General features: G+C 60.0%; 16 protein-coding genes and 1 pseudogene. 8 read left to right on the top strand and 9 right to left on the bottom strand.

Annotated features, from left to right (window positions below):
* Positions 1-30: 30 nt before the first annotated feature.
* Positions 31-435 carry a zinc-ribbon domain containing protein gene (locus tag HDF16_RS08590; RefSeq protein WP_184215520.1) on the bottom strand — a complete coding sequence of 135 codons (405 nt, stop codon included), beginning with the start codon at positions 433-435 and terminating at the stop codon, positions 31-33.
* Positions 436-758: 323 nt separating this feature from the next.
* Entirely contained in the window at positions 759-956 is a 198-nt protein-coding gene (rpsU, locus tag HDF16_RS08585) for a 30S ribosomal protein S21 (RefSeq protein WP_013581735.1), read from the bottom strand.
* A gap of 173 nt (positions 957-1129) precedes the next feature.
* On the opposite strand from rpsU, the gene HDF16_RS08580 reads away from it, so the two are divergent.
* Positions 1130-1645, top strand: a complete 516-nt coding sequence (locus HDF16_RS08580) for a gamma carbonic anhydrase family protein (protein ID WP_184215519.1) — start codon at positions 1130-1132, stop codon at positions 1643-1645.
* 90 nt (positions 1646-1735) lie between these two features.
* Here the strand turns inward: HDF16_RS08580 and HDF16_RS08575 are convergent, their stop codons facing one another.
* Positions 1736-2062 (bottom strand): hypothetical protein, encoded by a 327-nt coding sequence (locus tag HDF16_RS08575; RefSeq protein ID WP_184215517.1) that lies wholly within the window; start codon positions 2060-2062, stop codon positions 1736-1738.
* On the bottom strand, positions 2059-2619 hold the full coding sequence (locus tag HDF16_RS08570; RefSeq protein ID WP_184215515.1) for an RNA polymerase sigma factor: 561 nt from the start codon (positions 2617-2619) through the stop codon (positions 2059-2061). Before HDF16_RS08570 ends, HDF16_RS08575 begins: the two co-directional genes overlap by 4 nt.
* Positions 2620-2730: 111 nt before the next feature.
* Between HDF16_RS08570 and HDF16_RS08565 the strand changes: the two genes are divergently transcribed.
* From HDF16_RS08565 to HDF16_RS31785, 3 genes and pseudogenes are all read left to right on the top strand, one after another.
* Positions 2731-3165 carry a DUF6249 domain-containing protein gene (locus tag HDF16_RS08565; protein ID WP_184215513.1) on the top strand — a complete coding sequence of 145 codons (435 nt, stop codon included), beginning with the start codon at positions 2731-2733 and terminating at the stop codon, positions 3163-3165.
* A 76-nt stretch (positions 3166-3241) separates the two neighbouring features.
* Positions 3242-4567 carry a histidine--tRNA ligase gene (hisS, locus tag HDF16_RS08560; protein ID WP_184215511.1) on the top strand — a complete coding sequence of 442 codons (1326 nt, stop codon included), beginning with the start codon at positions 3242-3244 and terminating at the stop codon, positions 4565-4567.
* Positions 4564-5106 (top strand): annotated as a pseudogene (locus tag HDF16_RS31785) (DUF1287 domain-containing protein); the annotation flags it as partial. The gene hisS and the pseudogene HDF16_RS31785, both read left to right, overlap by 4 nt.
* A 177-nt stretch (positions 5107-5283) precedes the next feature.
* Here the strand turns inward: HDF16_RS31785 and HDF16_RS30565 are convergent.
* Complete coding sequence (locus HDF16_RS30565) at positions 5284-5790, bottom strand: hypothetical protein (RefSeq protein ID WP_246408898.1); 507 nt, start codon at positions 5788-5790, stop codon at positions 5284-5286.
* A 230-nt stretch (positions 5791-6020) separates the two neighbouring features.
* Between HDF16_RS30565 and aspS the strand changes: the two genes are divergently transcribed.
* Positions 6021-7805: an aspartate--tRNA ligase gene (gene aspS, locus HDF16_RS08550; protein ID WP_184216245.1), complete on the top strand. Its 1785-nt coding sequence runs from the start codon at positions 6021-6023 to the stop codon at positions 7803-7805.
* Positions 7806-7999: 194 nt separating this feature from the next.
* Positions 8000-8935, top strand: a complete 936-nt coding sequence (locus HDF16_RS08545) for an alpha/beta fold hydrolase (RefSeq protein WP_184215507.1) — start codon at positions 8000-8002, stop codon at positions 8933-8935.
* A 25-nt stretch (positions 8936-8960) separates the two neighbouring features.
* Here the strand turns inward: HDF16_RS08545 and HDF16_RS08540 are convergent, their stop codons facing one another.
* From HDF16_RS08540 to HDF16_RS08530, 3 genes are all read right to left on the bottom strand, one after another.
* Positions 8961-9593, bottom strand: a complete 633-nt coding sequence (locus HDF16_RS08540; RefSeq protein WP_184215505.1) for a TetR/AcrR family transcriptional regulator — start codon at positions 9591-9593, stop codon at positions 8961-8963.
* A gap of 244 nt (positions 9594-9837) precedes the next feature.
* Positions 9838-10857 (bottom strand): hypothetical protein, encoded by a 1020-nt coding sequence (locus tag HDF16_RS08535; RefSeq protein WP_184215503.1) that lies wholly within the window; start codon positions 10855-10857, stop codon positions 9838-9840.
* A 178-nt stretch (positions 10858-11035) separates the two neighbouring features.
* The gene (locus tag HDF16_RS08530; RefSeq protein ID WP_184215501.1) at positions 11036-11998 is read right to left on the bottom strand and encodes an AraC family transcriptional regulator; all 963 of its coding nucleotides are present in this window, start codon (positions 11996-11998) and stop codon (positions 11036-11038) included.
* A 196-nt stretch (positions 11999-12194) separates the two neighbouring features.
* Here HDF16_RS08530 and HDF16_RS08525 point away from each other — a divergent pair, with 196 nt between their 5' ends.
* The gene (locus HDF16_RS08525; RefSeq protein ID WP_184215499.1) at positions 12195-13190 is read left to right on the top strand and encodes an aldo/keto reductase; all 996 of its coding nucleotides are present in this window, start codon (positions 12195-12197) and stop codon (positions 13188-13190) included.
* Between the two features lie 84 nt (positions 13191-13274).
* A complete protein-coding gene (locus HDF16_RS08520) occupies positions 13275-13670 on the top strand; it encodes a (R)-mandelonitrile lyase (RefSeq protein ID WP_184215497.1) in 396 nt (131 codons plus the stop codon).
* A gap of 24 nt (positions 13671-13694) precedes the next feature.
* On the opposite strand, the gene HDF16_RS08515 is transcribed toward HDF16_RS08520, so the two are convergent.
* Positions 13695-15308, bottom strand: coding sequence for a DHA2 family efflux MFS transporter permease subunit (locus HDF16_RS08515; protein ID WP_184215495.1), 1614 nt, complete (start codon positions 15306-15308; stop codon positions 13695-13697).
* Positions 15309-15321: the final 13 nt, after the last annotated feature.

Here is a 15321-nt window from a genome sequence, read left to right as displayed (position 1 = left end):
AAACCAGGCTAGACTAATCCTGACTCTCCATCAGGCCTGCAGACCCACCGAGAGAGAATCGCCCAGCGAAGCCGCTAATTCGAAGCTGACCGGGTTCGCCGAAGAGATCACTGCTGGGACGGCCGCTGCCGGGCGCTTGCCCTGAAAACACTGGCGGCAGAGCACAGGACGTCCCTGGGTCGGCTTGAACGGGACCGTCGTCTCGATATGGCACTCGGAGCACTCGGTCCGTGTCTCCGTCCGGGCGACCGCCGTGGCGGGAGTTCCGGGCGCGCGCACCCCGACGCTGGCACGCTTGGCCTTGCAAGGCTTGCAACGCTTGGGATCGTTCTTGAATTGTTTGTCGAGGAAGAATATCTGCTCGCCGGCAGTGAATACGAACTGGCCGTGGCAGTCAACGCAGGTCAGAAGTCTGTCGATAAACTCGGTTTGCATCGCTTTTCTCCATGTCTTGCAGGAAAAAGGATGATCACTCCACCGGCCATCGGACGCGACCGTGCGAGGTGGTCAAGCTTAATGTACCGGGGCCCGATGTAGTCAGTTTCTGGACGCGGCAGCAGGAGAGAGGTCTGCCGGTCAAAGCTCACGAGTTAGAAAAACTCGCCGAGCGATCTGCGGAAGGCCACCACCGTTACGCCTTCTGTGTGCCTGAGTTCGGCAAGGGCATTGGGCGGCGGCCTTCCTATAGTCGTTCCATACAGCTTTTTACTGCTTGTTGCGTAAAGCGTGCTACTTTAGTGCCGAAGTCAGAAACGGACTTAGTCCTGTTCCTTACGAACCTTCTTGCGGTTGCGCTTGCGGGCCAGTGCTTCCTTCACCCGCTTCTTCTCGCCCGGCTTCAGGTAAAAAGAGTGACGTTTTACTTCCTTAATGATGTCTTCCGTCTGCACTTTACGCTTGAACCGGCGAAGAGCGTTCTCAAGAGGTTCACCTTCCTGAACACGAATCTCTGCCAAGGGAAATACACCTCCAAACCATCCCTGATCGGGTTTATATCTTAGGATACCTCCTTACGCCAGAGAAAAATAGAATAATTGCGCAGCTTTTTGATGCTTTGTAACGTATTGCCCGTTGTTGCCGCACTTTGACCGCTGCGGAACAACGTCCAGGCCGGGCTAAGATAGGGCGTATGATTCGCTCGTACCAGGGGAAACTCCCCGTCATTCCAGCAACTTGCTACGTTGACGCCTCCGCGCAGGTCATCGGCGATGTGTCGCTCGGAGAACACTGCAGCATCTGGATGAACGCCGTCGTACGCGGAGACGTCAACTCCATCCGCATCGGCGCTCGTTCGAACGTCCAGGATTGCGCCGTTCTGCACGGTATGCGACATCTGTACCCCGTGATCATTGGCGAGCTGGTAACCATCGGCCATAACTCCACCGTCCACGGCTGCACCCTTGAAGACGCCGTCCTGATCGGCATCGGCGCGGTCGTCCTGAACGACGCCCGAATTGGCGAGGGTTCCATCATCGCCGCCGGCGCTGTCATCCCGGAGCACACGGTCATCCCGCCGAAATCGCTTGTCGCAGGTGTTCCCGGGAAGGTCCGTCGCACGCTTGGCGATGCCGACCGCGAGATGATCCTCAAGTACGCCCAGAACTACCTCGACTACACGAAGATCTACCTCGCGGAGACTGAATGACCCGCGGGTGCCTAAGAAACTCTGAAATAACCAGCAAGCCCCGCAGATGTTCCACGTGGAGCATTAAAAATCGCTCCGCGGAACCTCGAATTAGCCTTCGCTATGAGTTCCCAGCCAGAAGCCGACAGCCACCAGCTGCGCCACAAGCAGCAGTTCCAGGACGAAAGTCATGCTTTCGGGCACCTTGATTGTCTCGGGATAAAGCATCGTCAGCACCACCAGTGCCACGGCCATGCAAACAGCGGCGACGTACGCTGTCGTCCTGGCAAAGCTGACGCGGCGGGCGGCCCGCCGCGCAGGTTCCTCAGCCAGGGACGCCCGGAGACGCAGATGGAAGTCCACCGGCACGGCGATCTCGGGCCTGCGCTCCAGCGCCGCGATCAGTAGGGATTCCTGATTATTTTGCTCTGGGTTCATCGCGCGACTACCTCCCTGGGGCGAATTCTAGTTCTTACGGCTTCACCGAGGCGCTGTCTTCCTCGATGGAGATGCGTTCTGACCGTGCCTATCGGCAGATGAAGGATCTCTGCAATCGCCTCGTAACTGCACTCTTCCTGATGATAGAGCACCAGCACGGCGCGTTCGCTCTCGCCAAGCGCGAGCAACTCGCAGTCCACGGTCTGCCAGAACTCCTGCTCGAGAAGCTGCTGTTCAGCGTCGGGATCAGGGTGCGCAAAGGATTCCATATAATCGGGCGCGGTCTCGTCCTGCGCCGAAAATGGCATCACTCTCGCGGCTCGCTCCTTACGGCGGCGCTTCCACTCGTCCTGCGCGACATTGACCACGATCCGGTAAAGATAAGTCGAGATCTTCGCCTGTCCGCGAAAGTTGTCCAGTGCGCGATAGAGACGCAGAAAGACCTCCTGTGCCAGGTCGTCCACCTGTTCGCGGTCACCCGTCAGACGCAGCAGGGTCCGGAAGACCATGGACTGGTGTTCGCGGACGATCTCTTCGAACTGGAGGTGTGTCTGCAAGTTGGGTAAGACCGCAGTATGCGCCGAAAGTTTCAGGGTTCGCCATGAAACTTTCAGCGAACGGCGAGGTCTAACCCGGCCAGAAACACACCAGTGAATGAGGAGAACGATATGTTGATGGAGTTTGAGAACGCGTTCAGTAGCCCGTTTATCGTCCCGGTTGCGGCGATGATCATGGTTCCCGCCATCGTCGCTGTCTCGAAGCTCAGCGACTACAGCACGCGCAAGCTGCAGTACGAGGAGCGCATGGCGGCGATCGCAAAGGGAATCCCGCTTCCCGAACTGCCGCCGATGCCGATGCGGAGCTCGTTCGTAAATCTGCAGATTCGGATGGGCAATGTGCGGCGCGGCGGCATCGTGTTGGTGGCTACGGGGATCGGAGTCGCGACGTTCTTCATCGTGCTCGCGTGGATCTTGCAGGAGCGCGATGTTCTTTCGGGCGCAGCCGCGGCGATCATCCCCTTTGCCATCGGCGTGGGTCTGCTGATTGACGCTTGGGCGCAGGCGCGGGAGATAGGAAGCAGCGGGCTGGCAAACGGGCTTTGAGGCCGCTGTTTGCGGAACGCCGCTTGACGGGTTCGATAGAGGTGTTGCTTGACGGATTCGATAGACTGGAACTCTTATGTCGACCCTGAAAGCCGTACGCGGCACCCGCGACCTGCTGCCGCCCGAAACCGCACTTTGGAACCGCGTTGAGGCTACTGCCCGCGCTGTCTTTGCCCGCTATGGATTTGGCGAGATCCGTACGCCCGTATTCGAAGACACGCAGCTATTTGTCCGCGGCGTGGGCGAAGAGACCGATGTCGTCTCGAAGGAGATGTACACCTGGGAGGACCGCGCCCGCGCTGCCAGTGAAAAGGCCCAGTCGCTGACCCTTCGGCCAGAGAACACTGCTGGTGTGGTTCGCTCGTATATCGAACATAAGATGGGTGATACGGGCATGCTGCAGAAGCTCTTCTACATTGGTCCGCAGTTCCGCCGCGAGCGTCCCCAGCGGGGCCGATACCGCCAGTTCTGGCAGATTGGAGCCGAGGTTCTTGGCCCTCAATCCTCCGGTGCCGAGTCGGCACTGCGCGACGCCGAAGTGCTTGAGATGCTGGCGACTCTCCTTGATGAGCTTGCGATCCCGCGCGCATCCGAGGCAAACGACGGCAAGGGCTGGCGGCTGGCGCTGAACTCAGTTGGCTCGTCGACGGACCGACCTCGATACATCGCAGCTTTGAAGGCCGCGCTCGAGCCGGTTAAGGCGACAATGTGCGTCGACTGCCAGCGCCGGGCGGAGACGAATCCACTGCGTGTGCTGGACTGCAAGGTGCCGGAGGATCAGCCCATCATCGACGGTCTGCCGAAGATCGCCGAGTACCTGGATGAGGCTTCAACCGCGCACTTCGCCGAGGTCAAGGCAGCGCTGGACGCCTGCGGCGTGCCGTATGTCATTGAGCCAAGGCTGGTTCGCGGCCTGGACTACTACACGCGGACGACCTTCGAGTTCACCGTCGCGCTCGGTCTGGGAACGCAGAATGCGCTTCTCGGCGGCGGCCGATACGACGGTCTGAGCGAGATGCTGGGCGGCCCGAAGGCCCCAGGAATCGGCTTCGCGATCGGCGAAGACCGCCTGATCCTGACGTTACAGGCGCTTGCCGAGGCTGGCTCAGTAACCATTGCCGAAAGCAAGCTGGACGCCTACATCGCCCCGATGGGCGCAGGCCAGAACGCCGCAGCACTCGCGCTGGCGAAGGACCTCCGTGCTTCGGGTTTGTCGGTCGAGGTAGGCGACGGCAGCTTCCGGCTGAAGAAGTCGTTTGAGCTAGCAGACAAGCTGGCGCGTCGAATCCTGATCCTTGGTGAGGATGAAGTGGCGACCGGGGTAATGACCGTGAAGACCTTCGCTACGGGCGACCAGGTAAAGGTGGAGCGGGCAGAACTTGGAGAGTTCCTGAAGAACTGATTCAGCTTGCTGAGAGCGGGCGTGTCGAGGATACTCAGGCCCTGAGGAAAGAATCCGATGCTGCCCAGGGATTTCATCGTTCAATCGGCAGCCACTCTCGCTGTAGCGGGGATGCAGAGAGCGACGGCGAAAAGCTGGCCGCCGCTGCCCGAACCCAGTTGGGCGTGACCACAGGCTACGATCCTCAATATGCCCGCATCACCTATCCGGGTGGGGACGTTGCGCGGTCGACAGGCGTCTGTGCCGATGTGATCGTGCGCGCGGGGCGGGACGGCCTTGGGCTAGATCTTCAACAACTTGTTCATGAAGACATGGAACGCCACTTCGCGGCCTACCCGAAGGCCTGGGGTACGAAGCGTGCAGACTCGAACATCGACCATCGTCGCGTGTTGAATCTTGAGACATTCTGGCAGCGTTCGGGGCAGAGGCTCTGGTATGCCGCAAGGGAGACCAGGGGAGATACGTTCGAGGCAGAGCTTCGGATCGGGGATCAACTGACTTGGCTCCTTGATGCACGGTTGCCCCATGTGGCCATTGTCGTGGCCGCATCTCCTTCCGCAACCCGGTCGTCCACAACATCGGTGAAGGAGCGCAGGAGATCGAACTTGCCGCTTTTCAACCCCATCTCGCGAAGGGGCACTATCGCTGGCCGAAGGCGTGAGCCTGCGGGCCGTCAGATAAGCAAGGTCACAGGTCGCGTAACGCGTACGATTGAATCAGGGCATGCGATAGACGGTGGGGCCACGGAAGAGGTCTGCCGGGCCTGTGATCAGCCCGCCAAGGACAGCTCCGATTCCGGCCCCGGCCGCAGCGAACTTCCCCTTGTCGTCACCGAAGAAGCTGTCTTTTCCGCCCGCCAGGCCGATCCCAACGCCAACCCCTATGCCCGCGCCAATGCCCGCCCCGACCGCGGTCGACACACCGTAGCGGGTGAGCTTGACGCTCTTCACGTCGGCGCGTTGGAAGGTGTGTTTGCCGCAGATTAGGGTTGCGTCGTCGACAGAGAGCAACTTGCAGGTGCCGCCGCCCTTATCCGCTGAAACGTGAATCTTGGTTTGCGCTGGGAGCGCTTTCAGGTAGTCCCAGTTGGATCCGGCGGGCGCCTGCGCGAGCGCGGAGGTTGTGATCGCCAGAACGCTGATCGCAATGCCGAACATAGCGATTTGGCGGATGGCAGGACAGGTCATCATCGGGGCCCGGAGCAACGAGGTCGAGAAGCGCACGTTTCCTCACAGATGCAGCGGATTTCCGGCAAGGCAGACGTTATGGCGGTGTCGATTGGTGATCAGTGTAGTGAGATTCGCCGGCGTTACAAGATAATTCGTCGATGCGGGCGACTTTCTTGCGGCAGCGCAAGCGAATGGGTCGCTGAACAAACGCGCAGGCTGGCGGAAGTTCGTACAATAGAACCACTGTGACACTCGACTTTTTAGGCAAGCTGCAACGAACGAAGATGTGCGGAGATCTCCGCGCTGAGGATGCTGGCAACGACGTAGTCCTGATGGGCTGGGTGAACCGGCGACGCGACCATGGCAACCTGATCTTTCTCGATGTGCGCGACCGCAGCGGCATTACGCAGATCGTGCTCGATATCGAGAAGTCGCCGGAGGCCCATGCCAAGGCAGAGGCCGCGCGTTCGGAGTATGTCGTCGCGGTGAAGGGAAGCGTGCGCAAGCGTGCAGCTGGCCTTGAGAACCCAAACATGTCGACGGGCGATGTTGAGGTTGTTGCGCATGAACTATTACTGCTGAACGAGGCGAAGACGCCGCCGTTCTCGCCTGCCGAAGAGGCGATTGCGAATGAAGAGGTGCGGCTGAAGTACCGCTATCTCGATCTGCGGCGGGTGGAGATGCAGAAGAACTTCGCGCTGCGCAGCCGCGTGGCAATGGCGATCCGGAACTACCTCGTGGCCGAAGGCTTCCTCGAGATCGAGACGCCCTTCATGACTCGGTCGACGCCAGAGGGCGCGCGCGATTATCTTGTTCCGAGCCGCGTGCATGGTGGGCATTTCTATGCGCTGCCGCAGTCGCCGCAGATCTTCAAGCAGATCCTGATGATCTCCGGGTTTGATAAGTACTTTCAGATTGCGCGATGCTTCCGCGATGAGGACCTTCGCGCGGATAGACAGCCCGAGTTTACGCAGATCGACCTCGAGACGACCTTCCCGCAGCAGGAACTGATCTTCGGATTTGTCGAAGGCTTTTTGAAGGCGGCGTTCAGGGAAGCGGGCATCACACTTGAGCCTCCGTTCGTGCAAATGACGTATGACGATGCGATCAAGAACTACGGCATCGACAAGCCGGATATGCGGCTGCCTGCGATGGTTTCGCTGACCGATGAACTTACGTCGGAGTTGCGCGAGACGTTGAAGATCGAGCAGGCGCTGCCGGTGCTTGGGTTCGTGATTCCAAGCGTTGGCGAACTAAGCGGGACGGCGCGTAAGTCGCTGCTGTCGGAGATTCGCGGTGGCTTTGGCGACTCCGGCCTTGATCTGCTGGATGTGGCGCGACTCAAGACGAACGAGACGTTCGCTCCGCTGGCTGCAGCGATTGAGACGAAGGCCTCTCTTGGTGCGGACGATCTGTTGATCGTGGTCACGCCGAAGCTGGGCACGCCGGCCATGTGGAACTACGATCCGCAGTGGATCTACAAGCGCGTCGGCGCACTGCGGCTTACGCTGGCGGCGAAGTTCGCGGACAAGCACAAGCGCTTCGAGCAGACGGGCACAGCGGCGGACTTCAAGTTTCTCTGGGTCACCGACTTCCCGATGTACGAGTGGGATGAAGAGCACAAGGTCTGGAACGCGGCGCACCATCCGTTCACGTCGCCGCATGAAGAGGACATCAAGGCTGGCAAGCTGACGAACGATAAGGGCGCAGTGCGGGCGCTCGCTTACGACATAGTGCTGAATGGCACGGAGCTTGGGTCGGGATCGATACGTATCCATCGCCAGGATGTCCAGGCGGAGATATTCCGGTCTTTGGGCATGACGGATGAAGAGGCGCATGAGCGCTTTGGATTCTTCCTCGATGCTCTTGAGTACGGCACACCTCCGCATGGCGGCATTGCGCTGGGGCTTGATCGCATCGTGATGATCCTCGCCGGGGCGACGAGCCTGCGCGAGGTGATCGCATTCCCGAAGACTGCCAAGGCGATCGATCTGATGGTGGATGCGCCGACACCGGTGAGCGAGCAGCAGTTGAAAGAGCTTAGCTTGCGGGTCGCGACGAAGAGTTGAGGTGATCCACTCCCATCCATGCGATGAGATCGTTATGGATGGGCACCCGGTTCTTGTAGAGTCTAAATCGCTGAAAGGTTCGGACGGCTGAGGCGGTACGAACTTACTCGGGACTCGTCGCTGAGCTAAGCTTGACGGTGTTTCGAGCGGCGCAGCTTGATGGCTTAAGTGATTTGTAACATTTGGAGGAGCAAATGCAACTTCGTCGTTCTCTATATGCCTTGGTGGTTGGCGCGGTTGCAATGGGTCTAACGCCGATGATGGAGGCGCAGGTGAAACCGGCACCGCCCGCGCAGTCGCCGCTGGCGGCCGAGAACACTTTGCCTCCGCATCGGACGGCGCTTATCTTCGGGCAGAAGATCTCGTACTACGATTCGGGCTCGGGGCCGACGCTGGTGCTGGTGCATGGCTTTGCAAGCCAGGCGCGTTTCGATTGGGGCAATGTGATCGTGCCGCTGAGCAAGCATCATCGTGTGATCGCTCTCGACCAAATTGGTTTTGGCGGGTCGGACAAGCCGTTCATCGATTACAGCATTCAGACTTATGTGGACTTCCTTGGGGAGTTTCTGCGCTCGCTGCGCGTCGAGAAGTTTGATCTTGCGGGTGAGAGTCTTGGTGGATGGATTGTCGCGAATTACACGATGCAGGCGCTGGCTCCAGCGAACGATGGTAAGTTTGCGCTGCCCAAGCCGGAGAAGCTGATACTTGAAGATGCGGCGGGACACACATCGCTGCACTCGGTGTTACAGCGGATTCCGATCGCTGGAAACCTACGCGATGCTGCGGGCGTGGCGATTGTCTTCTACGACAAGTCGCGCATTACTCCGGAGTTCATCCGCGAGAGCTTCGCGATGAAGCTGAAGGCGAACGACGGTATGACGGAGCGGCTGCTGGTGGGCAATCCGGAGACGGACAAGGAAGTGGTTGGCAAGAATCTGGCCGGCATCTCCATCCCCACCCTTGTGGTGTGGGGCGGTAACGATGAGCTGGTTCCGCTGGCCGATGGCAAGGACTATGCGGAGAAGATTCCCGGAGCAAAGCTGGTGATTGTGCCGGAGTGCGGGCATGCGCCTTCGCTTGAGAAGCCGAAGGAGTTTGTCGACGCGGTGACGGAGTTCCTGGGTAACTGAGGCCGACGGCCCGGTTGGCTAGGCGTCAACCGGGCGGAAGCTCAAACAAGGCATCGAAGACGCGACCAACGATCCTCTTGATGGTCGCTTTGTCGAGCAGGGCGGTCTCCAACTGCGTCTCGAGGACCAGGGTGGAGATGATAGGAAAGATTGCCTCGACCGCCGATGTAAGTCTGATTCCGTTTTTTTGTCTGGGTTGAAGTCCGAGGATGTTGGAGATTCGCTGCTCATCATTTTCAGTGATGAATGCTTTTCTCAGACTCTGCAGGCGAGACTTCGACTCGGGATGTCGCAGGGCGAAGAGCTTGAACTCGAGCAGCAGCAGGGACCATGCTGTGTCCGCGGTGCGCTGAAGGTAAAAAGACCGGAGCGCTGCAAGATTGCCTTCGGCGTTGGTTGAGACGGACAGGAACTTCTCCATCTGCGCCCGAAAGCAGTTGGAGCGCTCTTCGATAAGGGCAAGGAAGATGTCTTCCTTGCTCTTGAACTGGGCGTAGATAGCACCCTTGGTGCGGCCGGCGAGAGCGGCGATTTCGCCAAGGTCAGCACCTTCGTAGCCGTCACGAACGAAGATCGTTTCGGCAGCTTGCAGGAGACGCGCCCGCGTCTCCCTGGTTTTGAGTTCATGCTTATTTGCAGTTTTTTCGACAGTCATCATTCCTGATTTCATTTTAGTAAAGGGATCGGTCGCGACCGGACTCAACTTGTTCCGGTTTGGCCGATCGCGACTCAACCAAAGCATAGCGAAGCTCTTGATTTTCTATTAGAAGGTGGGAGACGAGAAGCCGCAGATCCTTTAGCTGATGCATGAGCTCAACGATGTCGGCTCCGGATTGATCTCCGCTATCTGAAGGTAGCTGATCGCAGCAGGTCATGGTATCTCCGTCGTACTTCATCGCTGCCTAGCTCTTCGCCTCGGTGAGCTTCCATGAGCGTTCCACTGCAGCCGTGTAGCGTTTGGCAAGCGACTTGGCTAAGTGGTCCGCGACGTTGGTGCTCTCCGACTCTCCCCGTATCGTCGCCTTGATCTGCTCGGTCCCGATGACGCTGCCGGTGGCCCGGGTGAAGGTCGCGTCGAACTTCATCTGCGTGGTACCCACAAAGAAGCCGATGGGGCCAAGGGCCGCGCGCTTCACGGAGCTGCCCTGCTTGAATGCCATGACTGAGATGTGGACGATGTACTGCGGGCAGCCGGCACCCTGTTCGCCGTCACGATAGACGCGGCCAACATCTTTTGTTTTGCGGAAGCGGTCGACGATGTGCTCGTAGACGAGTGCCCGGTAGGCGGCTGGCACTTCGGCGCGGCCCCAGTCCGGCTCGGAGATAAGGACGCTGTTGCGTTCAACGGAGGTGCCGCATGAGGTCTCTGAAGCAACAAGGGACAGGGCGCTCTTCTGGCTTGGCGGCTGCTGGCTGGGGAAGCTGGCGGCGGCTCGCGTGGCAGGCAGAGCGAAGCCGCTCAGGGCAATCTCCGCTTGTTTGGCGGGGAGAACGAAGACGGCCGAATGCGCGCCGCCGTGGGCGTCTTTGAACTCGACCGTGAGCATGTCGACGCGATGATGCATGAACGCTGCTGCCGCAAGACCGCCGCCGTCGGGGATGGTCATGCGGAGGATCCTGCCGCCAACACCCCAGATCTCGACTCGCTGATTGCCGGCGCTCGCGGCTGTTAGCAAACTGCGCGGGATCGAGGTGGTGCCGGACTTTGAGGAGAAGGTGAGCGTGTCCGCGCCTAACGTAAGAGTGCCCTTCTTGTTGGGTTTGGCGTCGGGAAATCCATAGACATGCTGGACGTGAGCGGAGGTCCAGGCGGCCTGGGAGAGTTGCTGGGCGGCAGCTTCGCGGGCTTCGGCGGAGAGGTTCGGAATGCACAGAGATGTGTGGAGGATAAGAAAGATTGCAGCGCCGGAAAGAGGTTTCATAAGTCTCCTTAATAAATACGTACTAGTAGGTATATATATTAAGCAAGAAACGAGTGCAAGGGGATTTGGATGAAAAGAGACAAATTGTAGCGAGATTTGTTTGAGGGCCAGGAGTGTGTCCTACGAGCGCGCTGGTGAATGCGGCCACCTTTGGCGTTGTTGTTCGGCAGGACCAGTGTCAGTCGCCGGTGGCGGCGACCTCGGCTTCAGGAGCAATCGCGAGACGGCGTGACTTGATGTCGCGCATGGGTGGCTGGCCGAAGAAGCGGCTGTACTCGCGATTGAACTGGCTGGCGCTCTCGTAGCCTACATCGAAGGCGGCGGATGCTGCGTCCATGCCGTCGTGGAGCATGCGCTCGCGGGCGACATGGAGGCGCAGGTGCTTCTGGTATTGCAGGGGGCTCATAGCGGTGAGAGAGCGGAACTGGTGGTGCAGGGTGGAGACTCCCATCCGGGCCATCTCGGCCAGCTCTTCGACGCGGAGGGGTTTGGCGTAGTTTGCTCGCAGCCATTCGACGGCGCGGGCGGTGCGCTGGCTCTGTTCGCCGAGCGTGGCGATGGAGCGGAGGTGCTTGCCCTGAGGGCTGCGCAGGAGCCGGTAGATGACTTCGCGGTGGAGCATGGGACTGAGGAAGGCGATGTCCTGTGGGGCGTCGAGGAGATCCATCAGGCGCAGGCAGGGGGCGAGGAGTTCAGGCGTGGTGACGCCCATGGCCATGCCGCGGGTGCCGGCGGGTTCGTTGGTGTGGAACTCCTCCAGGCTTAGAATCTCGCGAACCGTGGGCATGTCGAATTTGAGCAGCATGCCGAGCAGAGGTTTCTGCGGGGTGGCGGCGACGATCTGGCTGACTACGGGGAGGTCAACCGAGGTGAGCAGGAGGCTGGACTCATCGCAGAGGAAGGTGGTCTTGCCGAGGTCGATGCGCTTCTGGCCCTGGACGAAGACGACGAGGTGAGGCTCATAGGTGGCGGAGCAGCAGGCGGTGGGTGTGGAGCGGCGGGTGAGGATCATGCCGGGGACGGCGGTGGAGCGTGGGCCTTCGGTGGGGCAATGCGCGGAGATCTTTCGGGCTAGAGTTGCGCGCAGGGTTATGACGGCCTTGTTGTCAGGCTGAGGTGTCGGTTCAAAGTGTGCTGTCATCTGGTCGCTCTATCTCTTCCTTACTTACGGTATCTCCAGTGCGGTGGCTTGTTGACAAAATTCATAACCGGCGACAGGATCAGGCAAGATATTGGCAGGATCGGGATACCGGCTTTCAGGGGTGGTTGCGTAGGCTTGGAGATGAGAAAGGGCAGTGAACGGGCCGTGAGTCTGGCTCGATCCGGAGGGTAAAAATATGCAGAAACGCAAACTGGGAAAGAGCAATCTGGAGGTCTCGGCGCTTGGGTTTGGAGCGATGGGGATGAGCTTTGGCTACGGCAAGGCGGGGGACAAGCAGGAGATGATCTCACTGTTGCGAGCCGCGGTGGACAAGGGCGTGACGTTCTTCGATACGGCGGAGGTATACGGGCCGTACGCGAACGAAGAGCTGTTGGGCGAGGCGTTTGCCGGAATTCGCGATCAGGTGGTGATTGCTACGAAGTTTGGCTTCAAGCTGAAAGAGGATCTGTCACCGGGCTTCGTTGGACTGGACAGCCGGCCGGAGCATATCCGTGAGGTTGTTGAAGGTTCGCTGAAGCGGCTGAAGATCGAGGCGATCGATCTACTGTATCAGCACCGGGTCGATCCGGAGGTGCCGATCGAAGACGTTGCCGGCACAGTGAAGGAGCTGATCGCGGAGGGCAAGGTGAAGCACTTCGGGCTGTCGGAGGCGGGAGCGCAGACGATTCGCCGCGCGAATGCGGTTCAGCCGGTGACGGCGCTGCAGAGCGAGTACTCGCTCTGGTGGCGTGAGCCTGAGGCGGAGATCATTCCGACGCTCGAAGAGCTGGGGATTGGTTTTGTGCCGTACAGTCCGCTGGGCAAGGGATTCCTGACGGGCAAGGTCAACGAGAGCACAGAGCTAGTGGACGGAGACTTCCGCAAGATTCTGCCGCGGTTTACGCCGGATGCGATGAAGGCGAACCAGGGGATCGTCGACTACATCGCGGAGTTGGCGAGGTTGAAGAATGCGACGCAGGCACAGATCGCTCTGGCATGGGTGATGGCGCAGAAGCCGTGGATGGTGCCGATTCCGGGGACGACGAAGCTGCATCGGCTGGAGGAGAATCTGGGATCGCTGAACGTGGAGCTGACGGCGGATGAGCTGGACGAGATCGATGGCGCGGTGAAGAAGATCGATCTGCAGGGCGAGCGTTATCCGGAGAGCATCAAGGCGCTTGTTGGGCGGTAACTGCAGGCGAGTAGGATCGCAGCAAGGGGCCTTCGATGCGGAGGCCCCTTGTGTTGTGCATCAGAACTTTCAGGAGAAGACTTTATGGAGATCAAGAGAGTTGGGTCGCAGGCTTCGAACAAGGGACCGGCGGATTGGTTCACCGGAGCGGTACGGATAGATCAGCCGTTTCAGGCGGCGGAGCCTGCGAAGGTTGGCGGAGCGACAGTGACCTTCGAGCCGGGTGCGCGTACGGCTTGGCATACGCATCCGCTGGGGCAGACATTGATCGTGACGGCTGGCTGCGGGTGGACGCAGCGCGACGGCGGTCCGGTGGAAGAGATTCGTCCCGGTGATGTGGTGTGGTTCGCGCCGGGGGAGAAGCACTGGCATGGAGCTACGGCGACGACTGGTGTGAGTCATGTCGCAATTGCGGAGAAGGTAGATGGCAGGTCGGTGGACTGGCTCGAGCATGTTACGGACGAGCAGTATCGCGCGTGATTCACGCGGTACTGCCGCAGCGGCTTAGTGCCCGGCGGGAGCCTTTCCGCCGACCTTGAAGTTCTTCGTCAGCAGCACGATGGGGGCGGCGATGAGCGTCATGACGCCGATGATCAAGAAGCAATCCATGAACGCCAGCAGCAGCGTTTGGTTGTGAAGCTGTTCGTAGAGCCGCCCATAGGCTGCTGTGACTGCGTCGGCGTGGGAGAATCCGTGCGCCTGCAGGTAGGCGGTGGTGCTGTGAATGTTGTCCTGCAGCGCGGTTGAGGAAGGCGCGAGATTGTTGCCGGTGCGGGCCTGGTGGAAGTTCTGGCGGCGCTCGCTGACGGTGGTGATCAGCGCGATTCCGAAGCTGCCACCCCAGTTGCGGAAGAAGTTGGTCAGCGAGGACGCCTTGTTGTTCTGCGCCGGGGTTAGCTGCGAGTAAGCGATAACGGTGAGCGGCACGAAGAAGAAGGCGTAGCCGAGACCCTGAAGCGCGCGGGCGAGAGCGTAGTGCTCGTAGTCGGTCTGCAGGTTGAAGTGGCTGTAGTGAAGGAACGAGATGCCCACGACCATGACCGCTCCGAAGAGCAGGATCCTGGGGTGGATGATCTGGCGCTGGACGAGTTGCGCTCCTACGGGAGCGAGCAGCGTGATGACGAAAGCTCCGGGCCCAAGGACCAGGCCGGCGTCGATGGCGCGATAGCCGTAGAGGGTCTGCAGGATCTGCGGGATCATCGTAGTGGAGGCGAAGAGGCCGACACCAAAGATGAAGTAGAAGAAGTTTGCGATGGCGAAGTTGCGGATCTTGAGCAGGCGGAAGTCGATGACCGGGTCGGGGTGATTGAGCTCCCAGAAGACGGCAGCGGTGAGGCAGCCTACGCCGACGACGAACATCGCGACGATGAAGCGAGATCCGAACCAGTCGTCGATCTGGCCGCGGTCCAGAAGGACTTCAAGGCAGGCAGAGCCGAGAGCGATGAGGGCGATGCCGATGCCGTCGATCTTCAGCTTGCCGTCGGTACGGACGGTCTTGCGCTCCTCGGCGAAGGACGGGGGATCGTGGACGAAGCGGTTCGTAAGGAAGAGCGAGATGAGCCCAATCGGGATGTTGATAAAGAAGACCCAGCGCCAGTTGTAGTTGTCGGTGATCCATCCGCCGAGCACCGGGCCGATGGCGGGCGCGGTGACGATGGCAACCGTGTAGAGGGCGAAGGCTGAGGCGCGTTTGGCCGGAGCGAAGGTGTCGACCAGGATCGCCTGCTCGACGGGAGCGAGGCCGCCGCCGCCGATGCCCTGCAGCACGCGTGCGATCAGCATGATGTTGAGGCTGGGAGCGATGCCGCAGAAGAACGAGGTGATGGTAAAGAGGGCCACGCAGGCCATGTAGTAGTTCTTGCGGCCAAAGACACGGGAGAGCCACGCGGACATGGGAAGGATGACGGCGTTGGCGACGAGGTAGGTGGTCAGAATCCAGGTGACTTCGTCGTAAGAACGGCCAAGACCGCCGGCGATGTAGGGGAGCGACACGTTCGCGATGGAGGTGTCGAGCAATTCCATGAACGTGGCGATCGTCACCGTGAGGGCAATGACCCAGGGATTGATTCCCGCCCGTTGCACGGCTGTTTGCGGCGGTGTGAGGACGGCGGTTGCCATGGTTCTCCCTAGA

The organism is Granulicella aggregans (genome assembly GCF_014203275.1).
Lineage (GTDB): Bacteria > Acidobacteriota > Terriglobia > Terriglobales > Acidobacteriaceae > Edaphobacter.
The sequence above is the reverse complement of the archived record's forward strand: the minus strand, read 5'-3'. Positions and strand labels throughout refer to the sequence as shown.

Bases quoted from the DNA above. Each gene is read 5' to 3' on its own strand.
- HDF16_RS08565 (WP_184215513.1), top strand. From the start codon at position 2,731: ATGTTGATGGAGTTTGAGAACGCGTTCAGTAGCCCGTTTATCGTCCCG.
- HDF16_RS08545 (WP_184215507.1), top strand. From the start codon at position 8,000: ATGCAACTTCGTCGTTCTCTATATGCCTTGGTGGTTGGCGCGGTTGCA.
- aspS (WP_184216245.1), top strand. From the start codon at position 6,021: ATGTGCGGAGATCTCCGCGCTGAGGATGCTGGCAACGACGTAGTCCTG.
- HDF16_RS08590 (WP_184215520.1), bottom strand. From the start codon at position 435: ATGCAAACCGAGTTTATCGACAGACTTCTGACCTGCGTTGACTGCCAC.
- HDF16_RS08530 (WP_184215501.1), bottom strand. From the start codon at position 11,998: ATGACAGCACACTTTGAACCGACACCTCAGCCTGACAACAAGGCCGTC.
- HDF16_RS08540 (WP_184215505.1), bottom strand. From the start codon at position 9,593: ATGATGACTGTCGAAAAAACTGCAAATAAGCATGAACTCAAAACCAGG.
- HDF16_RS08535 (WP_184215503.1), bottom strand. From the start codon at position 10,857: ATGAAACCTCTTTCCGGCGCTGCAATCTTTCTTATCCTCCACACATCT.
- HDF16_RS08520 (WP_184215497.1), top strand. From the start codon at position 13,275: ATGGAGATCAAGAGAGTTGGGTCGCAGGCTTCGAACAAGGGACCGGCG.
- HDF16_RS08580 (WP_184215519.1), top strand. From the start codon at position 1,130: ATGATTCGCTCGTACCAGGGGAAACTCCCCGTCATTCCAGCAACTTGC.
- HDF16_RS08525 (WP_184215499.1), top strand. From the start codon at position 12,195: ATGCAGAAACGCAAACTGGGAAAGAGCAATCTGGAGGTCTCGGCGCTT.
- HDF16_RS08515 (WP_184215495.1), bottom strand. From the start codon at position 15,308: ATGGCAACCGCCGTCCTCACACCGCCGCAAACAGCCGTGCAACGGGCG.
- HDF16_RS08575 (WP_184215517.1), bottom strand. From the start codon at position 2,062: ATGAACCCAGAGCAAAATAATCAGGAATCCCTACTGATCGCGGCGCTG.
- hisS (WP_184215511.1), top strand. From the start codon at position 3,242: ATGTCGACCCTGAAAGCCGTACGCGGCACCCGCGACCTGCTGCCGCCC.